The sequence below is a fragment of the Pseudomonas sp. B21-032 genome, from assembly GCF_024748965.1.
In the GTDB taxonomy this organism is placed as follows: Bacteria; Pseudomonadota; Gammaproteobacteria; order Pseudomonadales; family Pseudomonadaceae; genus Aquipseudomonas.
Genome location: NZ_CP087180.1, coordinates 2271064 through 2294164, shown reverse-complemented (window position 1 = coordinate 2294164; position 23101 = coordinate 2271064). Strand labels below are relative to the sequence as shown.

At 63.8% G+C, this 23101-nt stretch carries 23 protein-coding genes; 14 read left to right on the top strand and 9 right to left on the bottom strand.

What is annotated here, in order from left to right:
* Entirely contained in the window at positions 1 to 312 is a 312-nt protein-coding gene (locus LOY54_RS10545) for a hypothetical protein (RefSeq protein WP_258610344.1), read from the bottom strand.
* Between the two features lie 120 nt (positions 313 to 432).
* Between LOY54_RS10545 and LOY54_RS10540 the strand changes: the two genes are divergently transcribed.
* From LOY54_RS10540 to LOY54_RS10530, 3 genes are read left to right on the top strand one after another with little or no spacing between them, the layout of a single operon-like run.
* A complete protein-coding gene (locus tag LOY54_RS10540; protein ID WP_093384480.1) occupies positions 433 to 1185 on the top strand; it encodes a response regulator in 753 nt (250 codons plus the stop codon).
* Complete coding sequence (locus tag LOY54_RS10535; RefSeq protein WP_258610343.1) at positions 1182 to 2513, top strand: cell wall metabolism sensor histidine kinase WalK; 1332 nt, start codon at positions 1182 to 1184, stop codon at positions 2511 to 2513. Before LOY54_RS10540 ends, LOY54_RS10535 begins: the two co-directional genes overlap by 4 nt.
* Positions 2510 to 2935: a hypothetical protein gene (locus tag LOY54_RS10530; protein WP_258610342.1), complete on the top strand. Its 426-nt coding sequence runs from the start codon at positions 2510 to 2512 to the stop codon at positions 2933 to 2935. Before LOY54_RS10535 ends, LOY54_RS10530 begins: the two co-directional genes overlap by 4 nt.
* A gap of 216 nt (positions 2936 to 3151) precedes the next feature.
* Here the strand turns inward: LOY54_RS10530 and LOY54_RS10525 are convergent, their stop codons facing one another.
* From LOY54_RS10525 to LOY54_RS10515, 3 genes are all read right to left on the bottom strand, one after another.
* Positions 3152 to 4417, bottom strand: coding sequence for a DUF4303 domain-containing protein (locus LOY54_RS10525; RefSeq protein WP_258610341.1), 1266 nt, complete (start codon positions 4415 to 4417; stop codon positions 3152 to 3154).
* A gap of 3 nt (positions 4418 to 4420) precedes the next feature.
* A complete protein-coding gene (locus tag LOY54_RS10520; protein ID WP_258610340.1) occupies positions 4421 to 4549 on the bottom strand; it encodes a hypothetical protein in 129 nt (42 codons plus the stop codon).
* Between the two features lie 145 nt (positions 4550 to 4694).
* A complete protein-coding gene (locus LOY54_RS10515) occupies positions 4695 to 5864 on the bottom strand; it encodes a PAS domain-containing sensor histidine kinase (protein ID WP_258610339.1) in 1170 nt (389 codons plus the stop codon).
* A gap of 250 nt (positions 5865 to 6114) precedes the next feature.
* Here LOY54_RS10515 and LOY54_RS10510 point away from each other — a divergent pair, with 250 nt between their 5' ends.
* Both LOY54_RS10510 and LOY54_RS10505 read left to right on the top strand, forming a co-directional pair.
* Complete coding sequence (locus LOY54_RS10510; RefSeq protein WP_052676555.1) at positions 6115 to 6357, top strand: hypothetical protein; 243 nt, start codon at positions 6115 to 6117, stop codon at positions 6355 to 6357.
* Positions 6358 to 6403: 46 nt separating this feature from the next.
* Positions 6404 to 6820, top strand: a complete 417-nt coding sequence (locus LOY54_RS10505) for a glycine zipper domain-containing protein (protein WP_093384495.1) — start codon at positions 6404 to 6406, stop codon at positions 6818 to 6820.
* Between the two features lie 51 nt (positions 6821 to 6871).
* Here the strand turns inward: LOY54_RS10505 and LOY54_RS10500 are convergent, their stop codons facing one another.
* Positions 6872 to 7600: an aspartate/glutamate racemase family protein gene (locus tag LOY54_RS10500; protein ID WP_258610338.1), complete on the bottom strand. Its 729-nt coding sequence runs from the start codon at positions 7598 to 7600 to the stop codon at positions 6872 to 6874.
* A gap of 22 nt (positions 7601 to 7622) precedes the next feature.
* Positions 7623 to 9140 (bottom strand): NCS1 family nucleobase:cation symporter-1, encoded by a 1518-nt coding sequence (locus LOY54_RS10495; protein ID WP_258610337.1) that lies wholly within the window; start codon positions 9138 to 9140, stop codon positions 7623 to 7625.
* 515 nt (positions 9141 to 9655) lie between these two features.
* On the opposite strand from LOY54_RS10495, the gene LOY54_RS10490 reads away from it, so the two are divergent.
* From LOY54_RS10490 to LOY54_RS10460, 7 genes are all read left to right on the top strand, one after another.
* Entirely contained in the window at positions 9656 to 10342 is a 687-nt protein-coding gene (locus LOY54_RS10490; RefSeq protein WP_045201229.1) for a GntR family transcriptional regulator, read from the top strand.
* A 121-nt stretch (positions 10343 to 10463) separates the two neighbouring features.
* Positions 10464 to 11663 (top strand): amidohydrolase family protein, encoded by a 1200-nt coding sequence (locus tag LOY54_RS10485; protein WP_258610336.1) that lies wholly within the window; start codon positions 10464 to 10466, stop codon positions 11661 to 11663.
* 96 nt (positions 11664 to 11759) lie between these two features.
* On the top strand, positions 11760 to 12596 hold the full coding sequence (locus LOY54_RS10480) for a bifunctional allantoicase/(S)-ureidoglycine aminohydrolase (RefSeq protein ID WP_045201227.1): 837 nt from the start codon (positions 11760 to 11762) through the stop codon (positions 12594 to 12596).
* A 329-nt stretch (positions 12597 to 12925) separates the two neighbouring features.
* Positions 12926 to 13465 (top strand): fimbrial protein, encoded by a 540-nt coding sequence (locus tag LOY54_RS10475; RefSeq protein WP_258610335.1) that lies wholly within the window; start codon positions 12926 to 12928, stop codon positions 13463 to 13465.
* Positions 13466 to 13576: 111 nt separating this feature from the next.
* Positions 13577 to 14335 carry a molecular chaperone gene (locus LOY54_RS10470; protein WP_258610334.1) on the top strand — a complete coding sequence of 253 codons (759 nt, stop codon included), beginning with the start codon at positions 13577 to 13579 and terminating at the stop codon, positions 14333 to 14335.
* Between the two features lie 78 nt (positions 14336 to 14413).
* Complete coding sequence (locus tag LOY54_RS10465) at positions 14414 to 16960, top strand: fimbria/pilus outer membrane usher protein (RefSeq protein ID WP_258610333.1); 2547 nt, start codon at positions 14414 to 14416, stop codon at positions 16958 to 16960.
* A complete protein-coding gene (locus LOY54_RS10460; protein ID WP_258610332.1) occupies positions 16957 to 18000 on the top strand; it encodes a fimbrial protein in 1044 nt (347 codons plus the stop codon). Before LOY54_RS10465 ends, LOY54_RS10460 begins: the two co-directional genes overlap by 4 nt.
* A gap of 126 nt (positions 18001 to 18126) precedes the next feature.
* On the opposite strand, the gene LOY54_RS10455 is transcribed toward LOY54_RS10460, so the two are convergent.
* Together LOY54_RS10455 and LOY54_RS10450 are read right to left on the bottom strand one after the other, a co-directional pair.
* Entirely contained in the window at positions 18127 to 18963 is an 837-nt protein-coding gene (locus tag LOY54_RS10455; RefSeq protein ID WP_258610331.1) for a 5'-nucleotidase, lipoprotein e(P4) family, read from the bottom strand.
* Between the two features lie 151 nt (positions 18964 to 19114).
* Positions 19115 to 19705 carry a nucleosidase gene (locus LOY54_RS10450; protein WP_195883679.1) on the bottom strand — a complete coding sequence of 197 codons (591 nt, stop codon included), beginning with the start codon at positions 19703 to 19705 and terminating at the stop codon, positions 19115 to 19117.
* Positions 19706 to 19867: 162 nt separating this feature from the next.
* On the opposite strand from LOY54_RS10450, the gene LOY54_RS10445 reads away from it, so the two are divergent.
* Positions 19868 to 21046: a diguanylate cyclase gene (locus LOY54_RS10445; RefSeq protein WP_045201225.1), complete on the top strand. Its 1179-nt coding sequence runs from the start codon at positions 19868 to 19870 to the stop codon at positions 21044 to 21046.
* A 16-nt stretch (positions 21047 to 21062) separates the two neighbouring features.
* Here LOY54_RS10445 and LOY54_RS10440 read toward each other — a convergent pair whose 3' ends face one another.
* Complete coding sequence (locus tag LOY54_RS10440) at positions 21063 to 21938, bottom strand: LysR substrate-binding domain-containing protein (RefSeq protein ID WP_045201224.1); 876 nt, start codon at positions 21936 to 21938, stop codon at positions 21063 to 21065.
* 128 nt (positions 21939 to 22066) lie between these two features.
* On the opposite strand from LOY54_RS10440, the gene LOY54_RS10435 reads away from it, so the two are divergent.
* On the top strand, positions 22067 to 22699 hold the full coding sequence (locus LOY54_RS10435; protein WP_408980588.1) for an ankyrin repeat domain-containing protein: 633 nt from the start codon (positions 22067 to 22069) through the stop codon (positions 22697 to 22699).
* Positions 22700 to 23101 lie beyond the last annotated feature (402 nt).

The following is a 23101-nucleotide window of genomic DNA, read 5'->3' as shown; positions in this document are numbered from 1 at the left end:
TCAGCCTCCGAAGCCGTCATTGGCCGGGCGCGGCGTGCTGGTCGAGCGGTCCACGTGCAGCTCGCCGTGGCTCATGATCCAGTGCACCAGTTCGCCCACGGGGATCTTGTAGCTGTACTCCATCCACTGGTTGCTGGTCGGGCTGTAGCGCTCGAAATAATGGCTGAGGAGCATGTGCCTGCCGTCGCTGGACAAACCCAGGCGCGAGTCCTGGTAGCTGAGCAGCGCGTTGCGCCAGAGCTCCTGGGTGCGCAGGTTGAGGGTCAGCGACTGGTTGCTGTCAAAGTCTTGGGTCGGGTGGGTGACCGGCATGGAAAACTCTCTTGAGTGAACTGGCCACAGCCTGCCCCAGGGCTTTTGCTGGCTGATGTCCGCTTTGTGTCGGCCTTGCAGGAATGTTACGAGATTGAAATAAATGACCGGCAGCGCAGAATGGTTTTAGATACGCACTTTTCACGGCCCGTGGACCACAACGTGAGCAGACTGCTGATCGTCGATGACGACCTGGAAATTTGTGCCCTGCTGAAGAAGTTCTTTGTCCGCCACGGCTATGACGTCGACCTGGCCGGCAACGGCGAGGCCATGTGGGCGGCGATCGAACAGCAGCGCCCGGACATCATCATCCTCGACCTGATGCTGCCCGGCGAAGGCGGCCTGAGCCTGTGCCAGAAACTGCGCGCCAACACCGGCATCCCGATCATCATGCTCACTGCCATGGACGAGCTCAGCGACCGCATCGTCGGCCTGGAGCTGGGCGCCGACGACTACCTGGGCAAGCCCTTCGACGCCCGCGAACTGCTCGCCCGCCTGCGCGCGGTGCAGCGCCGGGCCGGTGAGCAACTGCGCCCGACAACCGAGGAAAGCCGCCCGCTGATTCATTTCGACCACTGGCAACTGGACGTCACCCGCCGCGAACTGCGCACCCCCGACGGGGTGATGGTGCCGCTGTCGGCCGGTGAGTTCGACCTGTTGCTGGTATTCCTCGAACACCCGCAGCGCATCCTCACCCGCGAGCAACTGATCGACCTCGCCCGCGGCCAGGGCCACGAGGCGTTCGACCGCAGCATCGACGTGCAGGTCAGCCGCCTGCGGCGCAAGATCGAGCCCGACAGCAAGCGCCCGGAGCTGATCCGCACCGTGCGCAATGGCGGTTACCTGTTCAGCGCCAAGGTCAGCCGCTCGTGATCCGCCTCGACCTGCGCCGCGACAGCATCAGCCGGCGCATCGCCCTGACCATCATCGCGGCGATGCTGACCTCGGTGGCGCTCAATGTGCTGTTCGTGCAAATGGCCGGGGTCTGGGCGCGCCCGCCGTTGACCCAGACCGGCCTGCTGGAACAGATCGCCGTCACCACCCGCACCCTCGAAGCGGCGCCACCGGAACTGCGCGCGACCCTGGCCAAGGCCGCCAGCAACCCGCTGCTCGAGGTGCAGTGGAGCCGCCAGCGCGCCGACCTGCAGCTGCCCGGGCCGGGCGCACGGATTACCCTCGAAGAAGCCCCGCCGCTGCAGCGCCTGCTGGCCGACAGCCCACGCCAGCTTGAGGGATTCCAGCCCAGCGACTGGCCGGTGGACAGCGCCGACGCCCATTACAAGCTGGTCATGCAGATCAGCGACGGCAGCTGGCTGGCCTTCACCCCGCCATATCGCAGCTGGGGCCTGAGCTCGGCCATGCGCTTTACCATCATCGGCGTGCTGGCCCTGGTTGCCGCGCTGCTGGTGGCCTGGGTCGGCACCCGCCAGCTGGCCGGCCCGCTGCAGCGCTTCGCCCGTGCGGCGCGGCGCTTTGGCAGTGATTTTCGCGCACCGCCCATCCGCCTCGAAGGCCCGCACGAATGGCGCCAGGCGATCACCGCCTTCAACACCATGCAGGCGCAGATCCAGCACTTCGTCGCCGAGCGTACGCAGATGCTCGCCGCCATCTCCCACGACTTGCGCGCGCCCTTGACGCGCATGCGCCTGCGCGGCGAGTTCATCGACGACCCCGAGCAACAGCGCAAGCTGTTCCGTGACGTTGATGAGATGCAAAGCATGATCAATGCCGCGCTGGGGTTTTTCCGCGACGAAACCCGGCTGGAAGAAACCACCCCGTTCGACCTGGCCGAACTGCTGCAAACCCTGATCGACGACTACCGCGACCAGCAGATCGGCATCGCTTTCGAAGGCCCGGCCAACCTGGTGTTCCATGGCCGGCCACTGGGTTTGAAGCGCGCCGTGACCAATCTTCTGGAAAATGCCCTGAAGTACGCCCGCGAGCCCGAAGTGCAGTTGAGCAGCGCCGCCCAGGCCGTCGTCATCGAAATCCGCGACCGCGGCCCGGGCATTGCCGAGGCCTCGCTGGAACAGGTGTTCATGCCGTTCTTTCGCCTGGAGTCCTCGCGCAACCGTGATACCGGTGGGGTTGGCCTGGGGCTGTCGTCGGCGCGCTCGGCAGTGCGTGAACAAGGCGGCGAACTGCTCCTGAGCAACCGCCAGGGCGGTGGCCTGGTGGCGCGCATCGAGTTGCCACGATGAGAAAATTGCGCCTGCCTCGGCTGCAATGGCGTCACCTGGCTCTTGCTCTGTACCTGCTGAGCCTGGTGCTCCCGGCGGTGCACAGCGAGGAGCACAACTGGCTGCGCGAGGTGTACAGCCACACCACCAATTCCGGCTTCATTGCTTGCATCCTGGGCTTGCCGGCGATGCTGTTCGGCTACTTCGCCTGGCTGGCGAACCCCTTGTTCCTGGCGGCCTACCGCACCCGTAGCGACAGGCGCCGGTTGATCTATGCCCTGCTGGCGTTGCTGGCCGGGTTGTCGCTGCAGTGGCAACGGGTGAGCCTGTATGACGAGGACGGTCAGTTCACCGTTACCGGGTACACCTATGGGTATTACGTCTGGTTGCTGTCCTTTGTATGGTTGAGTGTTTGCGGCGCCAGGCGAGCAGGCGCCAGGTGATGTGCTAACAGCCTGATCAAGACAGTTGCTCCCACAATAGATCTGCATACACCGGACCTGTAGGAGCGGGCCTTGCCCCGCGATCGAGCGCGAAGCGGTCGCAATCCAGACACCACCTTATGTGCCGCCTGCACTGGCCTCATCGCTGGCAAAGCCCCACAGTGGAGCTGTGTCCGCTGGACCAGTGGCTGCCAAGACAGAGGCAGGTTGCCCGTCTCAGCGCTGCAGCGACTCCAGGGTCAGGCCGGCCAGGTACACCACTTTTGGGTCTGGATCATCGAGACACTGGCGCAGCGCAACCAGCACCGGTGCCAGTTTGCGTTTGCCCAGCCGACGGTTGTCGAGCACACAGGCGGCATGGCGGCGAATGGCGACATGCTCGCACCCCAGGCCGCGCAGCGCTTCGTCGATATCGCTGTTGCTGATGGTGCAGTAGCTGGAGCCCGGCTTGATCACCTCCTCGGCGTCCGCTGCGCACTGCGGGTAACGCTGCAGCAGGGTTTCCAGCGGCCGGTAGTCAAGTACCGACGCCTGCGCGCCCTGATCCCGAAAGGCCCGAAGATTGGCGCAGCAACCCGCCACCGCCAAGCTCGCCAGCGCTGCGTCATCAGCCTGCGCCAGCAACCAGTCGAAATCACCCAGGTAACCCAGCGCGTTGGCGCTCCACCTGCGCGTGCTCGGCTCTGTGCCGCTGGCCACTTGCAAGCGCAGCGCCGCGATTGCCGCCGGGTCGGCGACCCCGGCAAGCCCCAGGAGCATCGCCGCCCGCCAGCGCTCCGGGCCCTTGTGCAGCATCTGCACCAGCGCTGCCGTGGCGCTGGCACCCCGGGCAATCAGCCAGCGGCAGGCCTCTTCAGCGTCAATCGGCATAGGACGGACAAGGCAGCGCAGGTAATAACTCACCTGCTCTTGCTCTGCCAGCGCGGCTACCCGGCGACGCTCCTGGCCGGTGGCGTCCTGCTCGGGGAAGTGCAGCAGAAACTGGCGTGGCGTCAGGCTTTTGGCCGCAAGCTGCGGCCCGCCGCATTCATCATGGAAGAACACGATGAAGTCCTTGGCCAGCCGTGGGTCTTTAGCGTAAATGCGGTTAAGCGCCTTGGCAGCGCGCGCCACGGTCTGCACAAACCGCTGCTCGGCCGCCGTCCAGGCATCCGGCCCGGCGCGATTGGCGTAGGCTTGCATCGGCGCTTCGAGGGCACTCAGGGTGGGGTTGGCGTAATCGTCCAGCATCCAGTCCCAGCGCCAGTCCGCCGGGTTCCACTGCACGCCCCAGAAGCCCTCCTGCTTGCGCCGCGGATGATCCTCCTCCAGCGCCGCCAGGCTGTTGGCGGCAAACGACGGCAGGTCGATGACCCGCTCCTCTTCGCGGTAGCTGGCATGGAAGGCGGCGCCATACAGCGGCCCGACACCTTCAGCGAGCAGCACCTCCAGGGTGGCCCGGGCCGACTCGACCAGGCTGTTTTCCAGGGCTTTCCAGTCCATGGCTCAGCGCACCACTTGCCGCGGGCGTTGCGGGCGCAAAAAATAGCCCATGAAGAACGCGATCATCACCAGCATCGCGCCCAGGTCAGTATTGCCGCCAGGCCCGACGAACTGGAACAATCCGGTACCCATAACAATCCCGGAGGTAACACACAGGACAAACCACACGGCTTTCTTGAGAAACTTCACGATCGATCGACATCCCTGCCAGAAAAAACAAAAGCCCGACCGAGGTCAGGCTTGAAGGCGGCCAACTTGGCGCAGATGCGCGCGCCTGTCAACTTCGGGTAAAGGTCGCGGTAAACGTGGTGCCGGCTTTCTTCGATGAACTGACCACCACCTCGCCACCATGGGCGCGGACGATCTCGCGCACAATGAACAGCCCCAGGCCGACGCTGCGCAGCTCGGCATTGTCGTGGCTGCCACGGATCATCGGCTCGAACAGGTTGTCCAGCAGCTCCGGCGGGATCGGTGTGCCAAGGTTGTGCACCGCCAGTACCACCCTGTCATCCTCGAAACGCGAGGTCACACTGACTTCGCTGCCCGGCGCCCCGTAAGCCATGGCGTTGGCCACCAGGTTGCCGACCAGTTGGTAGAGCCGGTCGCTGTCGGCGATGAACTCGCCGTCGCCCACCACCTGATGAACCAGGCGATGGTCGGGAAACACCAGGCGCAGCTCTTCAAGGCACTGGCTAATCAGTTCGTGCAGGCGCACCGGCTGCACGCTCACGGCGATGCCGCGCCCGACCTGCACCAGGGTGAAATCGAGCAAGTCGGCCACCAGGCGCTGCGCGCGATCGGCCGAATGGGTGATATGGCCCAGCACCTGGGTCTGCTTGGCATCCAGCAGGCCACGCCCGAGCAGGTCGGCGGCCATCTTGATCGCCGCCAGGGGGTTGCGCAGGTCGTGGCTGACGATGCCGACCATCTGTTCGGCAAACAGCGCACGGTTTTCGGTGGCGGCATGCATGACCCGCAACTTGCCCTGGGCGATGTCCAGCGCCCGGCGGGTTTTCAGGTGCTTGGCCAGGTGCTGCTCGGCGAGCATCCGCGCGTTGAGCAGCGCCCGCTCGTAACGCGGCCGGCCTTCGGCCTTGAACAGCGCCAGTTCATGGAAGACGCCAGTGTCGTGCTCGCAACTGATGGCGCTGAGCATCATCGGCAAGGTGTAGCCGTCATGGTGCAGCAGGTCGAATTTGACATCGACCACCGAGCCCTGGATTTGCAGCAGCGGCAACCAGTAGGCCTGGTGGAAGGTGCGCGCATCCAGGCTCATCAGGCTTTGAATGGGGCGGCCCAGCAGTTCGTCGCGGCGATAGCCGATCCAGCGACAGAAGGTCAGGTTGACCCGCTCGATCTGGCCGTTTTCGGCGGTCAGCAACAAACCGCAATCAGCATCGTCGAAGAGGATCTGCGACGCGGGTAGCGGCTGGTTCTCTGCAGGCATGGCGGCACCGACCCGAAGCGGGATGTGGAGGGCAAGACGGGCAACGCGAAAAAATTATAGACCCGGCCCCGCCTTAACGACGGCTTAACCGCCGCGGATTTATCCTCCAATTCCTCCCTTCAGAACGTTTGGCCCACCTCGGTGGGCCTTTTTTGTTGCGGCAAATTACAACGCTCATGGGGAAACAAAATCCCGAAAACACAGTCTGAGTTTGTACCTTCCCTACCGCCCTGCGGATCAAGGACCCTCAGTGCTGAAACAGCTGACGCAAATCGCCGTGATCACCAGCGTACTGGCCGCCTCCGGCTGCTATTACCACGATTACGACCGCGACGATTACCGCCGTGGCGACCGTGACCATCGCTACTCCCGCGACTGGGACGACCGCGACGATCACGACCATCGCAACTACAAGCGCTACCGCGATGACGACCGCTACCGCAACTACGACCATGACCGGCGTCGCGACCGTGACGACGATGATGACGACTGAGCTGCCCGCTGTTCCCATAACCCCCGTATTTCCTGAGGCTAACAACATGCGTATCTCATTACCTGCATTGACGCTGGGTATCCTGCTCTCCCAGGGCGCCATGGCTGCCGGCGACGGCACCGCCGCCATTGGTGGTGGCCTGGGCGGGGCGTTGGGTAACGTGGTCGGCCAGCAGATCGGCGGCAGCACCGGCGCAGCCATTGGCGCCGGCGTCGGTGGCGCCGCCGGTAGCGCGGTCGGCGCACGCAAGGGCAACCGCACGGAAGCTGCGATCGGCGGCGGCCTGGGTTCGGCTGGTGGCTCGGTGATCGGCAACCAGGTGGGCGGGCGCACCGGCTCGACCATCGGTGCCGGCCTCGGTGGCGCGGCCGGCGGCGCCCTGGGCAACAACATCGCCGACGATAACCGTCACGATTCCAGCGGGCATAAACACAAGCACAAGCGTAAGCACAAACACCGCTGAGTAAGAAAGGCCCGCACAATGCGGGCCTTTTTCATAAGTGGACCAGGCCATTCATTCCAACATCGCCCGAGGCCAGCCCAGAATCTGCTTCTGCCGCGGCTTGGCGTAGGTGCGCACCTTCGAGGTACTCAGCTTCAGGCGCACCAGCGACTCCGCCAGCGCCACCGCCGCCGTCACCCCATCGACCACCGGCACCCCGGTACGCGCCTGGATCCGCTCCTCCAGCCCGACCATGCCGCCACAACCCAGGCAAATCACCTCGGCCTTGTCGACATTAACCGCCTCCTCGGCTTCGCGTACCACCGACTCGATGGCCCGCTGCGGATCTTCTTCAAGCTCCAGCACCGCCAGGCCACTGGCGCGCACCGAGGCGCAGCGGCTGTCCAGCCCGGCCAGCTTCAGGCGGTCTTCGATCAGCGGCACGGTACGGTCCAGGGTGGTCACCACCGAATAGCGATGGCCGAGCAGCATCGCCACGCTGGCTGCCGCCTCGGTGATGTCCACCACCGGTACATTGAGCAGCTCCTGCAGGCCTTCGCGGCCATGTTCGCCGTAACCGGCCTGGATCACCGCATCGAACGGCTGGTCGTAGCTGAGCACCCGCTCCATCACGGCCACCGCCGCCAGGTAACTTTCAAAATTGCCCTCCACCGATTCGGCGCCAAAGCGCGGGGTCAGGCCGACGATCTCGGTGCCCGACGAGGCCACGCTGCGCGCCTGGCGGGCGATGGCGTCGGTGATCGACTGCGTGGTGTTGACGTTTACGACCAGAATTCTCATTGCGGTATTCCTTGTGCAGAACTCAGTGCTGGGCGCTGTCGACGGCAAAGTGCTCGCCGGAACAGTCCACGTAATGTTTGTTGCGATCAGAGATCAGGTAGTACACGCCGCCGGCAATGGCGGCGCCGAAGAACCAGGAGAACGGCGTCAGGGCGCTGAAGGCCGGTACCAGCGACAGCACCACGGCGGCAATGGCCGAGGGCACCAGGGCGGCGACTGCCTTGTAGTTGACCCCGCGGGTGTAGTGATAGGTGCCGCTGGCCGCTTCGCTGTAGAGGTCGGGCACGTGCACCTGGGCTTTGCGGATCAGCCAGTAGTCGACCATGATGATCCCGTACAGCGGCCCCAGCAGCGCGCCCAGGCCGGAAAGGAAGTAGACGATCACCAGTGGGCTGTTGTAGAGGTTCCAGGGCAGGATCAGCACCGCCAGGGTCGCGCTGATCAAGCCTGCGCGGCGAAAGTTCAGGCGGCTTGGCGCCAGGCTCGAGAGCACGAAGGCCGGGGCGACGAAGTTGGCCATGATGTTCACCGCCACGGTGACGATCAGGAACGCCAGGCAACCAAGCACCAGGAAGACCTTGTCGGGGATCGCCGCGACGATCTGGGTCGGGCTGTCGATCACCCGGCCATCGATGCTGAACTGCGCCCCGGCCAGCACGAAGCTGATCACCGCGAACACCAGGATGTTCACCGGCAGGCCCCAGAAGTTGCCAACGCGGATGGTCTTGCGGCACGGCGCGGAACGGGCGAAGTCGCAAAAGTTGAGGATCAGCGTGCCGTAAATCGCCAGCCACAACGCGCCACCGGCAAACACCTGGGTCCACATCGTCCAGCCGGTCAGCGGCTCGCCGACCGACCAGGCCAGGTTGCCATCGACCCGCAGGTACATCCACACCGCCAGGATCAGCACGGTGGAAAGAATCACCGGCCCGGCGAAGGATTCGTACTTGCGCACCATCTCCATGCCGAAGGTGAGGATCACCAGCTGCACCAGCCAGATGGCGATAAAACTCACCCAGCCAAGGCTCGACAGGCCGAGGATCGCGTCCTGATCGAAGCGTGCGAGGTCCGGCGACACCGCCACCAGCAGCACCCGCAGCACCACCGAGGCCAGGTAGGTCTGGATGCCGAACCAGGCGATGGCGATCACCGCGCGGATGATCGCCGGCAACTGCGCGCCATAAATGCCGAAACTCATGCGGCTGATCACCGGGAACGGCACACCGGTTTTCTGCCCCATGTAGCCCGAAAGGTTCATGAAGAAATACACCAGCACGGCGCCGATGCTCAGCGCCGCAAGCATCTGCCAACCGGACAACCCGAGGGCAAACAGGCCCATGGCGAAGGAATAGTTGGCGATGTTGTGCACATCGTTGGTCCACAAGGCAAAGATGCTGTAGCCGCCCCAACGCCGTCCTTCGGCCTTGGTTGGCGCGAGGTCGGCATTGTGCAGCCTGGGGCTCAGCGCCCCCGGCTCGAGCGGCGCGGCCTGCGGCGGCAGGTAGGCGGTTTGCAGCGGGTTGGAAGTATCCAGTTGCATGTTCCCCGGGCTCCTTCTGCAGCCCCTGAGTCAGGGTGTTGCAGCGAATTATTGTTGGATTTGAAGAGTGGGACCGCAGTGTTGGCGCTGCCCTGCGCCGATGCATACAAAGATTGCATACAATTTTTGTCTAACGATTTTCGACGAACAATATGTGTGCCAGATGGGTGGCGAAGGGGTTGAGAGCGCATCCTGAAAGCGCAATTAAGCTATTGATTTTTATAGATTTAATTTTTCACCTGAACACTTGAAAAGCGAATAAACCTGATCAAGTGGTCAATCGCCTACAGCGTTACGGTGAGAAAACCAGTAACGCTAGGGTTAGTTTTTGTATCCATAAATTTGCTACTCAAGTACACACTTGTGTATTCAGGAACTGTCGCGGGTCAAGCCCGCTCCTACAGCTCGATGCGATTTCTGTAGGTACGGGCTTGACCCGCGATGAGGTCATCAGTGGTGCACAGCAGCCCTCATTTACGGCATGCTTATAAGGTCAAGGCATATCGGAGCTGGTAATGACGGAAAAACACCCCGCATCGACGGTAGAGCGCGTCTACCAAGGGGTTCACGAGGCCATCAGAAAACGCACCCTGCGCCCCGGCATGAAGCTGGGCGAGTCGTCGTTGGCCGAGCTGTTCAAGGTCAGCCGCACCTCGGTGCGCGCCGCCCTCAAGCAACTGGAAGCCGACGGCCTGGTGTCCACCGAGCTGAACAAGGGCGCCTGGGTCTCGCTGCCCAGCGACGATGACATCCGCTCGGTGTTCGAAACCCGCCGGCTGATCGAAATCGGCATCGTCACCGAGCTGTGCCGCCGCGCAGATCCCGCCATCCTCGCCCCGCTGCACCAGCATGTGGCCGCCGAAGAAGCCGCCGCCGACGCCGGCGACCATGGCCGCTACGTCCACCTGCTGGGCGAATTCCACCTGCGCCTGGCCGAGGTGCTCGACAACCCGGTATTGCTCGACTGGTTCCGCAAGCTGATCGAGCGCGGCTCGCTGTACGCCTCGACCCTGGATGACGAGCGCCACGAAGCCTGTCGCGGCAACGAGCACCTGCGCCTGCTGGGCTTTATCGAGGCCGGTGACCAGGCCGCCGCCATCGAGCTGGTGTGCACCCACCTGCGCGGCATCGAAGAGGCGATTCTCAAAGCCACGCAAACGCTCAAGGCCGACTATCACCCGCTCAAGCACCTGCTGGGCTGAGCCCGCCTCAAGCCCGGGGTTCGCATTCAGAAAACCACTGCAACCGATTCCAATATTTAATTTGTGGATAGGTGCGGTCTTTCTATAGGGTGTGAATCAGTAGCAGGCAAAGGGCTGGAAAATGATCGATCGAGTATTCGTCAACGCTGTTGCTGCCGATGGCAGCCCGCTCAACCTTGCGGTTGCCGACGGGCGCATTGTCAGCCTGGGCAGCGAACGTGCGCCCAGCGCAGGTGCCGAGGTCGTCGACCTGGCCGGCCACCTGGTGCTGCCCGGCCTGATCGACGGCCACATTCACCTGGACAAGAGTTATGTCGGCGATCGCTGGCACCCGCATCAAGCGGTGGGCAGCCTGCGTGAACGCCTGGCCATCGAAAAACGCGAACTGGCCGCTGCCCCACCGATGCTCGAACGTGCCGAGGCGCTGATCCGCCAGGCAGTAGCGTTCGGTACCGTGGCCATGCGCAGCCATGTCGACGTCGACGCCACCACCGGCCTGCGCAACCTGCAGGCGGTGCTGGAGGCGCGGGAGAAATGGCGCGGCATCGTCGATATCGAGCTGGTGGCCTTCCCGCAAGCCGGGGTGATGTCCTGCCCTGGCACTGCGCAGGTGCTGGAAGCGGCAATTCGTGAAGGCGCCGACGTGATCGGCGGCATCGACCCGACCACCCTCGACGGCGACGCCGACGGTCAGCTCGATGTGGTCTTCGGCATTGCCGAGCGCCATGCGGTGAAGATCGACATCCACCTGCACGAGCCCGGCCTGCAAGGCATCGAACAACTGCAACGGATCGCCGCCCGCACCCGCGCCGCCGGCCTCAATGGCCGCGTTGCGGTCAGCCACGCCTATGCCCTGGGCCAGGTCGACGACGACGTCGTGGCGCGTACCGCCACCACCCTCGCCGAGGCCGGGGTAGCGATCATGACCAACGCCCCGGGCGATCATGGTTTCCCGCCGATCTTGCGCCTGCGCGCCGCCGGGGTGAACGTGTTCGCCGGCAACGACAATATCCGCGATGCCTGGTGGCCCTACGGCAACGCCGACATGCTCCAGCGCGCCATGCTGATCGGCTACCGCTCGGGCTTCTACAGTGATGATGATTTGAACGTGGCACTGGCCATGGCCACCACGGCCGGTGCGGCAGTGCTGGGCAAAAGCGACTACGGTCTGAAGGTCGGCAATGAAGCGACCTTTATCGTGCTCAAGGCTGACAACGGCGCCGCCGCAGTCGCCGCCGCACCGGCCGAGCGCCGCCTGGTGCGCCGCGGCCAGTTGGTGCCGGCAGCGCCGGCCCTGCAGTTCGAGGTCCGCGCCCGCTAACAAACATGTTTCTGCCGGCTTGCGCCGCAGAGAAAGACAATCGCCCACGGGCGATGCAACACAAAACCCCAGAACAACAACGACAGAAGGTGTTCCATGTCGAAGTCCAATTACTACGCTCCCCACGGCGGCCATCCGGCGCAGACCGAACTGCTGACCGACCGTGCCATGTTCACCGAGGCCTACGCGGTCATCCCCAAAGGCGTGATGCGTGACATCGTCACCAGCCACCTGCCGTTCTGGGACAAGATGCGCATGTGGGTCATCGCCCGCCCGCTGACCGGCTTCTCCGAGACCTTCTCGCAGTACATCGTCGAAGTGGCGCCAGAAGGCGGCAGCGAGCGTCCTGAGCTGGACAAGAACGCCGAAGCGGTATTGTTCGTGGTCGAAGGCGAAATCGACATCACCCTGCAAGGCAAGCCGTACACCCTCAAGGAAGGCGGCTACGCCTTCATTCCACCGGCCGCCGAGTGGAGCCTGCGCAACAACAGTGGCAAGAACGTCACCTTCCACTGGATCCGCAAGCACTACCAGGTGGTTGAAGGCCTGGCCCTGCCGGAAGCGTTCGTCACCAACGAAAAAGACATCGCGCCGATCCCGATGCCGGGTACCGACGGCGCCTGGGTCACCACCCGCTTCGTCGACATGGCCGACATGCGTCACGACATGCACGTCAACATCGTCACCTTCCAGCCAGGCGGCGTGATTCCGTTCGCCGAGACCCACGTCATGGAGCACGGCCTGTACGTGCTCGAAGGTAAAGCCGTTTACCGCCTGAACCAGGACTGGGTCGAGGTCGAGGCCGGTGACTTCATGTGGCTGCGCGCCTTCTGCCCGCAGGCTTGCTACTCCGGCGGCCCGGGCCCGTTCCGCTACCTGCTGTACAAGGATGTAAACCGTCACATGAACCTGGTGCTCAACCCGCAGCGCTAAGTTTCACGGTTGCATTGAAAATCCCGCAGGCCTCATGGCCTGCGGGATTTTTTTTGGCTGATGGTCTGAGCCGTCAATCCACGCTCAGCTTCGCCTTACGTACTGGTTTCCAACTGAATCTGCTAGGCATCGCAACCCAACCCCTTAGGAAATTTCCTCCGGTCGCTCGGATTCGTCTAGTACGCCAGCCGGAATTGGACTGCATGAGGCATTTGGCCACTATCGCATCATTGGCCCCGCAAGTGGCCACCCCCTCCCTGGCATCACAACGGGCCCCTTGCGAACAAGAATTCAGGCGCCTGCGGGCGCACAATCCTTTTGGAGTCCCAATGAAAAAGTTCGCAGTTAGCAGTCTCTTCGCAGCACTGGCACTCGCCGGTATCCCGCAGCTGGCCAGCGCCGCCGATGGTGAAATCAACTTTTCTGGCGATATCACGGCCAACACCTGCGCCATCGTCATTACCGATCCAAACGGCGGCAGCACTGGCAACGTCAACCTGGGCAGCGTGCAAGCTTCCAGCCTGGCGAATGCCGGGGACGTGGCAGGCGGCAACGCCTTCAGCCTGACCGTCGATACCTCCGGTGGAAACTGCGATATCACCGGTAAACAAGCGAAAGTCACCTTCCTGGCCCTGAGCGGTGCGGCCGGCCCGAGCGGCCAGTGGCTGGGGACCGATGGCGGCAGTGCTCGAAACGTAGCGATTCAGCTCAAGGATGCCAGCGGCCGGGAAGTGGCGATCGGTTCGCCATCCAGCGACTACCTGGATCTGGCCGAGCCGATGCGCTTCACCGCGAACTACATCGCCACAGGCACTGCCGCTCCCGGCCCGGTGACCGCCAAAGCCTCCTTCACCGTGGACATCCAGTAACCCCAGGGGTTGCACTGTCAGCGCCCGGCAGGGCTTTACAGCCGGGCGCACGCTCTCGCCACCCTCTGACCTGTGGCTCAGCCTCACCACGATTGACCAGGAGCGGTCGATATGACGAACCCACTTCGCACACGATTCACCCACCCGTTGGTGAACCTCGCAACGTGCGTGGTCGCCGTACTGGCATTGCTCGCAAGCCTGCACAGCCATGCAAGTGTCACGCTAAGCGCAACCCGTATCATCTTCGATGCCAGCAAGAGTGACGCCTCGATCACCGCGGGCAATACCAGCAATCAGCCCTACGCCGTGCAAGCCTGGGTTAACACCCAAGCGGACGACAACAGCGTCGCTACCGCATTCATGGCCACGCCTCCGCTGTTTCGCCTGGACGCCAGGAAGGAGCAAATGGTGCGGATCATCTACACCGGAGGGGAGCTCCCCACTGACCGTGAATCAGTGTTCTATTTCAACGCTCAGGAAATCCCCATGGCAACTACAGGGGATGAGAACGTCCTCAAGGTCGCCCTGCGCACCCGCATCAAGCTGTTCTATCGCCCTGTTGGACTCAAGGGGTCGCTGACCGAGGCCCTCGCCCAGTTGCGCTGGAGCACCGTGCGCGAAGACGGTAAAACCCTGTTGCGGGTACAAAACCCCTCGCCGTTTCATGTCACCTTCATCGGCATCAAGGCCGCCTTCGGCAAGCAGGAGCGCGAGCTCGACGAACCGACGATGGTCGCGCCCTTCGCCGAGCAACGCTACGCCCTGGACGCGCTCGGCTCCGCCACGCCCGAAGCGGTCGTCTTCTCGGCAATCAATGACTACGGCGGCTATACCGAGCCCACCCGAGTGTCGTTGAGCGCCGCGCACTAACTTCGCCTCCTTCCTCCCTTCTTGCAGCTATGCCACCTGCGCCACGTGCAGCAGGGTGGCGGCGTATTGAGTGATGTTATGTCCCTTCGTTACCGTCATCCACCGAGGCGTTTCCCGCCCCTGCCGCTGATCGCCGTCGCCACCTGCGCACTCGCGGCGACAGGCGCAACGCATGCTCAGACGACGCAGTTCGACGCCGGTTTCATGCAACCCTTCGGCGGCAGCTCGGCCGGGCCCAACCTGGACCTGGACGCCATTGCCAACAGTGCCAGCGTCGGCCCTGGCATTTACCCGGTAGTGCTGCGCCTCAACCAGAGCTTCTTCGACCGGCGCAACATCCGTTTCGTCGCCGAGTCTGCCAGTGGTGAGGTAAAGCCCTGCCTGCAGTCACCCTTGCTGGAGGAAATGGGGGTCAAGCTCGCAGCTTTGCAGACCGATCGGGCGCCGGCCGAATGTATCGATCTGGAGCACCTGGTCGACGGCAGCGCCGTCAGCTTCGATAGCAGCCGCCTGGCCCTGGACATCAGCGTCCCGCAGATCGCCCTGCGCCGCGATGCAGCAGGTTACGTCGCCTACGAGGAATGGGACAGCGGCATCAATGCGGCCCTGTTGAACTACCAGTTTTCTGCAGCGCAAGGGCGCAGCGATGTCCAGGGCAGTACCCAGCAATACAACCTGTACCTCAATGCCGGTGTAAACGTCGCCGGCTGGCGGCTACGCTCGAACTCGTCCCTGACCCAGAGCATCGAGGGCGGGCGGGAATGGCAACGCTCCAACACTTATGCCCAGCGCGACCTGCCCGGCGCCACTGGCACCCTGACCCTCGGCGACAGCTTCACCCCTGGCGAGGTGTTCGACAGCCTGCCCTTGCGCGGCGTACAACTGGCCTCCGACCTCGGCATGCTGCCGGACTCGATGCAGGGATATGCCCCGGTAATCCGTGGCATCGCCGAAACCCAAGCCAAGGTGGAGGTGCGTCAGAACGGCTACTCACTGTACTCAACCTACGTGCCGCCCGGCCCTTTCGAGATCGATGATCTCAATGCCGCCAACGGCAGTGGCGAGCTGGAGGTCATCATCACCGAAGCCGATGGCCGTGAACGGCGCTTTACCCAGCCCTACGCTACGCTCGGCAACCTGCTGCGCCAGGGCACCTGGCGCTACAGCCTGGCCGCCGGCGAATACAACGCCGCGATGGAGGCTGGCCGGCCCCACTTTGCCCAGGCGACCCTGGCCTACGGTTTGCCCTTCGATTACACCCTGTACAGCGGCCTGCTTGGCAGCGACTTCTATCGCGCTGGCCAGGTCGGCCTGGGCAAAAGCCTCGGCTCGTTTGGCGCCATTGCCCTCGACTTCACCCAGGCGGCCACCGATACACGGCACGGTCAGCGCGATACCGGCCAGAGCTATGGTTTTCGCTATGGCAAGGCCTTTGCCACCGGCACCACGGTGCGTTTCGCCGGCTACCGCTACTCAACCGAAGGCTACCGCAGCTTCACCGAGGCGGTCTGGCAGCAGGACGACACCACCCGTCATGGCATCACCAGGCGCAGTAAGCTGGAAGCCAGCATGGCGCAGTCGATGGACTACGGCTCGTTCTACCTCAACCTCAGCCAACAGAACTATTGGGGCAGCTCGCGCCGGGACCGGCAGGCGCAGTTCGGCTTCAGCACCCAGCACCGTGGCGTCACCTATGGGCTGTATGCCAGCAAGAGCCTGTCCGACTCTTCCGGTGAATCCAGCCAGATTGCCTTTACCCTTTCGCTACCCCTCGGCGGCGGCAAGAGCGGCACCTACGGCCTGACGCGCAACGACGACGGTTCCCTGGACCATCGCGCCGGCCTCAACGGCCAAGCGGGCATGGACGGGCGTATCGCCTACAACGTCGATGTGAACCGCTCCGAGCGGGGCGGCAACGCCGGTTCGGCGTCGCTGAACTACCGCGCCCCCTATGCCAATCTGGGCGCTGGCTTGAGCCTCGGCGATGGCTACCAGCGTGGCACTGTCAGCGCCAGCGGCTCGCTGCTGGGGCACGCCGACGGCCTCGAGTTCGGCCATACCCTCGGCGAAACCATGGCCCTGGTGCATGTCGAGAACACCCCCAACGTTGGTGTACTCAATGCTCCCGGCAGCCTGACCAACACCCGTGGCTACGCCCTGGTGCCCTACCTCACCCCCTATCGCAAGAACCGGGTGAGCCTGGATACCCGCGAGCTGCCGCGCTCGATCGACATCGACAACGGCGTGACCAACCTGGTGCCCCGGCGCGGTGCCGTGGTCAAGGCCAGCTTCAAGGCCTCGCACACCGAGAAACTGGTGCTCAACCTGCGCCTGGCCGACGGCAGCCTGCCGCCCTTCGGCGCCCAACTACTGGATGCCGAAGGAGCCGAAGCCGGCATGGTCGGTGCCGGCGGCCAGGCTCTGCTGGCCACTAGCGGGCAGGCCCAGACTTACACGCTGAAATGGGGCAAACGCGCCAGTGAACAGTGCCTGCTGCACATCGAAATCGAGCCACTGGCCACCGAGCAGATCTACCGCACCCTGGACCTGACGTGCCAGGCGCCTGCCCGTGCTACCCGGAACACTGAGCCGGCCCAAGAGCGGGCCGTGGAGGACATGCAATGAACATTACCTTGATCAAATGCCTCGTCGCCGGCTGCCTGCTGCTTGCTGGCAAGAGTGCGCTAGCGGCGCCCTGCTCAGTGGTCACCACGACCAATCTGCATGATTTCAGGGACGTCTTTATCCCCAGGGATGCACCGATTGGCTCGCGGATTGCTGACGCCTTCAATGCCAATACAGATGCTTTCGTATACGACTGCGGGCAGGCCCGCCTGGATTTGCAGATGCTGGCAGCGCCCGCGCCCAGAGTTAACGCAGCGTATGAAGACAACTTCGATGCGGCACTGGGGCAGAACCTCTATGCATCGGGAGTGGCCGGGATCGGAATCGCCATACAGCACGTTCGCGGATGGCGCTGTGCTTCGGACGGTTCACCAGCCCCTTCGTTCCCCTTCTTAAATGCTATCGGTTTTGTCTGCAGTTCCGGCCAACAGTATTACTACAATGGGTACAAGGCCTATTTAGTGAAGACCGGTAACATTGCGCCAGGCCGGCACAACATCAACGGGGTGTTCTACAACACGTCTTTCAATGGCAGCCGATGGGCAGCGGGGAGCATTAATGCCAGGGTAACGGTCGCAGGTTGCAGCCTGCCCTCCGCCCCCTCCAATCAGATAAACGTTCCCTTGGGCAGCCACCAACGCAGCGTCTTCAGTGGCGCTGGTACCGGCACCCCGGCAGTAGACTTTGCCATTGCCCTGCACAGTTGTACCGCCGGCACCTACCCCGACTTCGGCGCCTGGAACTACTTCAGCGGCAACTACGCAAACGTCAGACTCGACCCCATCAAGGGTTCCACCATCCTCAATGCCGCCAGTGGCATCTTGAGCCTGGGCAACGGCTCCAGCGCCAGGGGGATCGGCATCCAGGTATTCTCCGCCCAAGGGGTAGCCGTGCATCTGGGCCAGGAAGTGCGCCTCGACCAGGTGCAGAATGGCAGCACTCAGGTCGCCCTGAAGGCCCGCTATGTCCAGCTAGGCCCCGCCATCCCCGAACCAGGTCCGGCCAACGGCTCACTGAGTTTTACCGTGACCTTCAGATAGCCAGGTGACACGCCCCTTGGCCGGGGCCGCTCGCGGATAGCTGAACGTCGAGGCTTGCGTCCCCCTTTTAACGGGGCTCGCAACGCGCATTCAGCCAACCACCCACGTGCAATGAAACGCTCGCGGCTATTGGCTGGCCGGTTTCCACGCGCCCCGCTGCGCCGCCTCGCGAAACTTGGCCCGGTTGGCCGGGGTGTCGGCCGGTTCCGACTCGCCGAAAATAGCCTTGAGCCAATGGCCGTCGGTGGGGTTGGGGAAGATGATGTACTGGCCGCCAAACTTGCTGCGGCTGGCGTCCACCAGCTGCGCACGCTGCTCGACCTTGTCGACGTAGAAGCTGCGCTCGAAGTCGTTGAGGTTGTCACCGAGCATCAGCAGCACGTTGTACTGCTCGGCGATCTTGTGCTGGGCCGGCTCCTTGTTCGAGCTTTCACGCAGGATGGTCACGTGGGCTTCGTCGGCATACGGCACCTTGAGCGCGCGCAGGTTGTTGAGCGCGTACTCGTAGGTCTTGTCGCCTTGGTCGCGGCTGGAAACGTAGAAAACCTCTACCCCACGGGATTTTGCATACTCAAGAAACTCCAGCGCCCCCGGGGTCAGGGTCGGGCCATTGGCGGCGACCCAGCGGTCCCACACCGCGTCATCGAAGAACTCCTTGTCCTGGCCGATCAGAAAGCCCCAGTAGGTGTTGCTGCTGAGAATGGTGTCGTCGATATCGCTGATGATCGCAGGCTTCTTGTCGCCCGGCTTCTGCTGGGCCAGGGCCTGGTCCAGGCGCGCCTTGGCGACGTTGAAACCCTGGTAGTACAGGGCGCGGAATTCCGCTGCGGTCTGGCGCCAGGCCACTGCATCAACCAGCAGGTTGGAGCGTACGGTGGTTTCGGGCGTGGCGGCTTGCGCGTGAACCAGAGGGGTGGCCAGCAACAGCAAGGCCAGAGAGATCGCGTTCTTGAGCTGAGGCATTCGGGGCGTTCCTTGTGATCTCCCGCTCTTGGGCGGCGGGAGTCGGCTACTCATACCGCACGCAGGCAGGCGCCACAATCGCCGCGACGCGCAGGCGCAACAATGTGGCGCACCCGCGCATCTTGGCCGGTTTCAGGCCGCCACCACAGGCTCAACCCTGGGGGCTGAACAGCACCCGCTTGAAGGCTTCGGCGGCCAGGTGCACCTGCACCGACCAGTCGTCTGCGGCGTCGCTGCCAGCGTCATCGGAAATGTACTTAAGGCACAGGAAGGGAATGTCTTCGTTGCGGGCGATCAGCGCCAGCACGTAGGCCTCCATGTCGACGATGTCGTACGGGGCAGCGCCGTGACTGATTTCGAAGCTGTCACCGCTGCCGCAAATGCCCAGCGGCAAGCCCGCAACGCGCTGGCCATGCTCAAGCAGCACCGGGATGTCGGAGAGCGGCGTCTCGTAGCGGGCAAAACCCAGCGGCGTGACGTCCATGTCGCGCTGCACGAAGCCTGTGCAGCACACCAGCGCGCCCTTGCCATGGCCGGCGCTGCCGGCCGAACCGAGGTTGACGATCAGTTTGGGCTTGCGTTGCTGGATGGCCTTGGTCAGGGCAATGGCGGCGTTGACCTTGCCGATGCCGGTGAACAGCGTGTTCATCTCGGTAAACAGCTCGCCGGCCTCCGCCTCGAGGGCGAAGACGAACAGCGTGTCGGCCAGGGAAATATCGGGAAATTGCTGGGTCAGCATCATGGAGCGAAGATTCCGAATGGGCTGCAGATCGGCCATCAGCATAGCCCAAGGCGCAGTTCAAGGCAGCCGGATGCTGACAATGCAACACCGGCTCGGCTAGCATGCCGCTGAAAACCGGCGCTGGCCGGTTGGCCACCCGGCCATGAGCGGAGAGCGATACCCTTGCTGCTGAGCATCCCGACCCTGTTGCTGGTGGCCATTTTCATCTTTGCCCTGATGGGCCTGCTGACCCTGCACGCCTGGAGCCGCGGCGTGCGCGAGCGAACCCTGGGCTATTTGGGCAGCATGCTGTTGCTCGCCGCTGGCGGCACGGCGTTGATCAGCCTGCGCGGCAACGCCCCGGACTTCATCGCCCTGGTGCTGGGCAACATGGTGCTGCTGCTAAGCGCCGCGTTGAACTGGGCCAGCATGCGCGCGTTCAGCGGACGCCCGGCGCACCTGCCGGGGATTTTCGCTGGCGCCCTGTTCTGGTTTACCTGGTCGCTGACGCCAGGCTTTACCGATGACCTGGGCCTGCGCGTGACGGTCTATTCCATGCTCACTGCCTGCTACGGCTGCCTGGCGGTGCTTGAGCTGTGGCGCGACCGCAAGCGCCTGGAAGTCGCCTACCTGCCAACCCTGCTCCTGCTGCTGGGCCACAGCGGCTTCTACTGCGTGCGCAGCTTCGCCGACCATGGCGTATCGCTGGAACAGGCGATCGCCAGCGACGGCCACGGCACCGGCTTCTTCTCGTTCATGCTGTTCGAGTCGATGCTCTACGCCATCGGCATCGCCTACGTGACCCTGGCCATGGTCCGCGAACGCACCGAGCTCAAGTTCAAGGCTGCCGCCTACACCGACCCGCTGACCGATATCGGCAACCGCCGCGCCTTCATGTCGCGCGGCGCCGAACTGCTGGCCGACTGCGCCCGGCGCGGCGAGCCGGTGAGCCTGCTGCTGTGCGACCTCGACCATTTCAAGCGCCTCAATGATGTCTACGGCCACCAGACCGGCGACCAGGCGTTGATCGCCTTCAGCCAGGTGACCCGCCTGAGCGTGCGCGAGGAAGATGTCTTCGCCCGTATCGGCGGCGAAGAGTTCGCCTGCCTGCTGGCCAACACCGACGAGCACTCGGCGCTGCGCGTGGCCCGGCGCATCTGCAGCAGCTTTTATGAATTGCCGCTGCTTGAGCCTGGGCTGCTCAGCGTCAGCATCGGCATCGTCGGCGCCAGCCGCCCGGGCGAGCACGACCTGTCGCGCCTGCTGTCGATGGCCGACAACGCCCTGTACGCGGCCAAGCGCCAGGGCCGCAACCGCGTCCAGCTGTACCGCCCTGCCGCGCAGCCTGCCGATACGCTGTGAGCGCGGCGAAACCGCCCTACTCGCTGGCCAGGGTGCGCGCCAGTTCCGCGGCCAGTTCCTTGACCATGGCATCGGCGGTCGGCCGATGAATGATCGCCACTTCCATGGCATCGATCGACGGCAAGCCGTGTTCCGAAGTCAGCTTTAAATGCTCGGCGGTAACCGCCCGCAGCGGCAGCAGGCTGATGCCCATGCCGTTGGCCACCGCCGCCTGCAGGCCGCTGAGGCTGGAGCTGGTGAAACTGATGCGCCAACGGCGGCCCATGCGCTCGATGGCGCCGATCATGTCGTCGCGGTATAGGCCGCGCGGCGGAAAAGTCACCAGCGGCACCGGGTCCTGGTCGAAGGCCGGGTTCTTGGCGCTGTCGATCCATTGCAGCTTCTCGGGCCAGCAGGCCACCGCCTCACGGCTGTTGCGCCGCTGCTTGAGCAAAATCAGGTCGAGCTCGCCGTTGTCATAGCTGGCGCTGAGGTCGCGGCACAGGCCGCTGGTGACCTCCAGCTTGACCTGCGGATGCTTGCGGTTGAAGGTCGAGAGCAAATGGGTGGTGCGCCCGGCGGCAAAGTCTTCCGGCACGCCCAGGCGCACGGTCACCGCCACCGTGGCGCCTGACATCGCCTCAAGCATCTCGTCGTTGTAGGCGAGCATCTGCCGGGCGTAACCGAGCAGCGTCTGCCCGGCGTCGGTGGCCAGCACGTCGCGGTTGCCGCGCTCGAGCAGCTTGTGCCCGACCATCTCCTCCAGCCGCCTGACCTTCTGGCTGACCGTCGACTGGGTTGAATGCAGGCGCGCCGCCGCCGTGGTGAAGCTGCCGCAGTCGCTGACCATCACCACCGCGCGCAACAGGTCAAGATCAAACAGCGGCCTATTCGATTTTTCACTGACAGACATGCTTTTATTTAACTTCTAAATAAGGAGCCCGACTTTTAACATGGCCAGACCCCGCGAGCAATCGCCCACCAGGAGGTACTGCCATGCTCCTTGAACGCCTGTCCACCCACCTTGCAATGGTGTTTGCCATGCTCACATCGCTGACTGCCAGTGCCGACGGCGGCACCCTCGAAAACCAACTGCGCAGCGCCGCCGAAAACGGCCAGGCCGCCCAGGTACGCAGCCTGCTCGACCAGGGCGCCGCGCTTGAAGCCCGCGACAAAATGGGCCGCACGCCGCTGCTGCTGGCCACCCACAACAACCAGGTCGACGCCGCCAAAGTGCTGATCGACGCCGGCGCCGACGTCAACGCCAAGGACTCGATCGAAGACAGCCCCTACCTGTACGCCGGCGCCCGTGGCCACAACGACATTCTCAAACTGACCCTGGCCCACGGCGCCGACCTGAAAAGCACCAACCGCTACGGCGGCACCGCACTGATACCGGCAGCCGAACGCGGCCACGTCGAAACAGTGCGCCTGCTGATTGGCGCAGGTGTCGCGGTTGACCAGGTCAACAAACTGCACTGGACCGCCCTGCTCGAAGCCATCATCCTCGGCGACGGCGGCCAGCGCCACGTCGAGATCGTGCGTGAGCTGATCAAGGCCGGGGCGGATGTCAACCTGGCTGATGGCAAGGGGGTGACGCCGCTGCACCATGCGCGGCAGCGGGGTTACAAAGAGATGCAGGCGCTGCTGGAACAGGCGGGTGCGAAAAGCTGAGCGCGATAGATAGTTACCCCAGCCCTGCTCCTACCCCTGATTAGGCTGCGAAACTCCAGAGCGAGGAGTTTCACCATGAGCCAATCAGCGCCTCCCCCGACAACGTCTACAAGCCCCCCCGCAAGCTGGGACCTGCTGCACATCAGCCAACGGCTACAACAGCGTCCGACACTGTCGGACGTTGCCAACAACCTGGTCCACGCACTCATCCCCGACGCCACGAGGACAGCGGTGGACCCGGCGCCTTTCTATCTCGCACAGCCCTGCGGGCGTTATACCCCGCTTGCGGATCTGATAATCCAGCGCTACCTGCTCAATATGGCTATTGAGCTTCCAGTGGATAGCGTGGTGACTCAGATCTCCAATGGCACAGAGCCGGGGGCGACCTTGATCAGCCAAGCG

Bases quoted from the DNA above. Each gene is read 5' to 3' on its own strand.
- LOY54_RS10495 (WP_258610337.1), bottom strand. From the start codon at position 9,140: ATGCAACTGGATACTTCCAACCCGCTGCAAACCGCCTACCTGCCGCCG.
- LOY54_RS10480 (WP_045201227.1), top strand. From the start codon at position 11,760: ATGTCGAAGTCCAATTACTACGCTCCCCACGGCGGCCATCCGGCGCAG.
- LOY54_RS10435 (WP_408980588.1), top strand. From the start codon at position 22,067: ATGCTCACATCGCTGACTGCCAGTGCCGACGGCGGCACCCTCGAAAAC.
- LOY54_RS10440 (WP_045201224.1), bottom strand. From the start codon at position 21,938: ATGTCTGTCAGTGAAAAATCGAATAGGCCGCTGTTTGATCTTGACCTG.
- LOY54_RS10515 (WP_258610339.1), bottom strand. From the start codon at position 5,864: ATGCCTGCAGAGAACCAGCCGCTACCCGCGTCGCAGATCCTCTTCGAC.
- LOY54_RS10470 (WP_258610334.1), top strand. From the start codon at position 13,577: ATGACGAACCCACTTCGCACACGATTCACCCACCCGTTGGTGAACCTC.
- LOY54_RS10475 (WP_258610335.1), top strand. From the start codon at position 12,926: ATGAAAAAGTTCGCAGTTAGCAGTCTCTTCGCAGCACTGGCACTCGCC.
- LOY54_RS10460 (WP_258610332.1), top strand. From the start codon at position 16,957: ATGAACATTACCTTGATCAAATGCCTCGTCGCCGGCTGCCTGCTGCTT.
- LOY54_RS10530 (WP_258610342.1), top strand. From the start codon at position 2,510: ATGAGAAAATTGCGCCTGCCTCGGCTGCAATGGCGTCACCTGGCTCTT.
- LOY54_RS10505 (WP_093384495.1), top strand. From the start codon at position 6,404: ATGCGTATCTCATTACCTGCATTGACGCTGGGTATCCTGCTCTCCCAG.
- LOY54_RS10540 (WP_093384480.1), top strand. From the start codon at position 433: ATGGTTTTAGATACGCACTTTTCACGGCCCGTGGACCACAACGTGAGC.
- LOY54_RS10450 (WP_195883679.1), bottom strand. From the start codon at position 19,705: ATGATGCTGACCCAGCAATTTCCCGATATTTCCCTGGCCGACACGCTG.
- LOY54_RS10500 (WP_258610338.1), bottom strand. From the start codon at position 7,600: ATGAGAATTCTGGTCGTAAACGTCAACACCACGCAGTCGATCACCGAC.
- LOY54_RS10525 (WP_258610341.1), bottom strand. From the start codon at position 4,417: ATGGACTGGAAAGCCCTGGAAAACAGCCTGGTCGAGTCGGCCCGGGCC.
- LOY54_RS10465 (WP_258610333.1), top strand. From the start codon at position 14,414: ATGTCCCTTCGTTACCGTCATCCACCGAGGCGTTTCCCGCCCCTGCCG.
- LOY54_RS10455 (WP_258610331.1), bottom strand. From the start codon at position 18,963: ATGCCTCAGCTCAAGAACGCGATCTCTCTGGCCTTGCTGTTGCTGGCC.
- LOY54_RS10520 (WP_258610340.1), bottom strand. From the start codon at position 4,549: ATGGGTACCGGATTGTTCCAGTTCGTCGGGCCTGGCGGCAATACTGAC.
- LOY54_RS10490 (WP_045201229.1), top strand. From the start codon at position 9,656: ATGACGGAAAAACACCCCGCATCGACGGTAGAGCGCGTCTACCAAGGG.
- LOY54_RS10545 (WP_258610344.1), bottom strand. From the start codon at position 312: ATGCCGGTCACCCACCCGACCCAAGACTTTGACAGCAACCAGTCGCTG.
- LOY54_RS10485 (WP_258610336.1), top strand. From the start codon at position 10,464: ATGATCGATCGAGTATTCGTCAACGCTGTTGCTGCCGATGGCAGCCCG.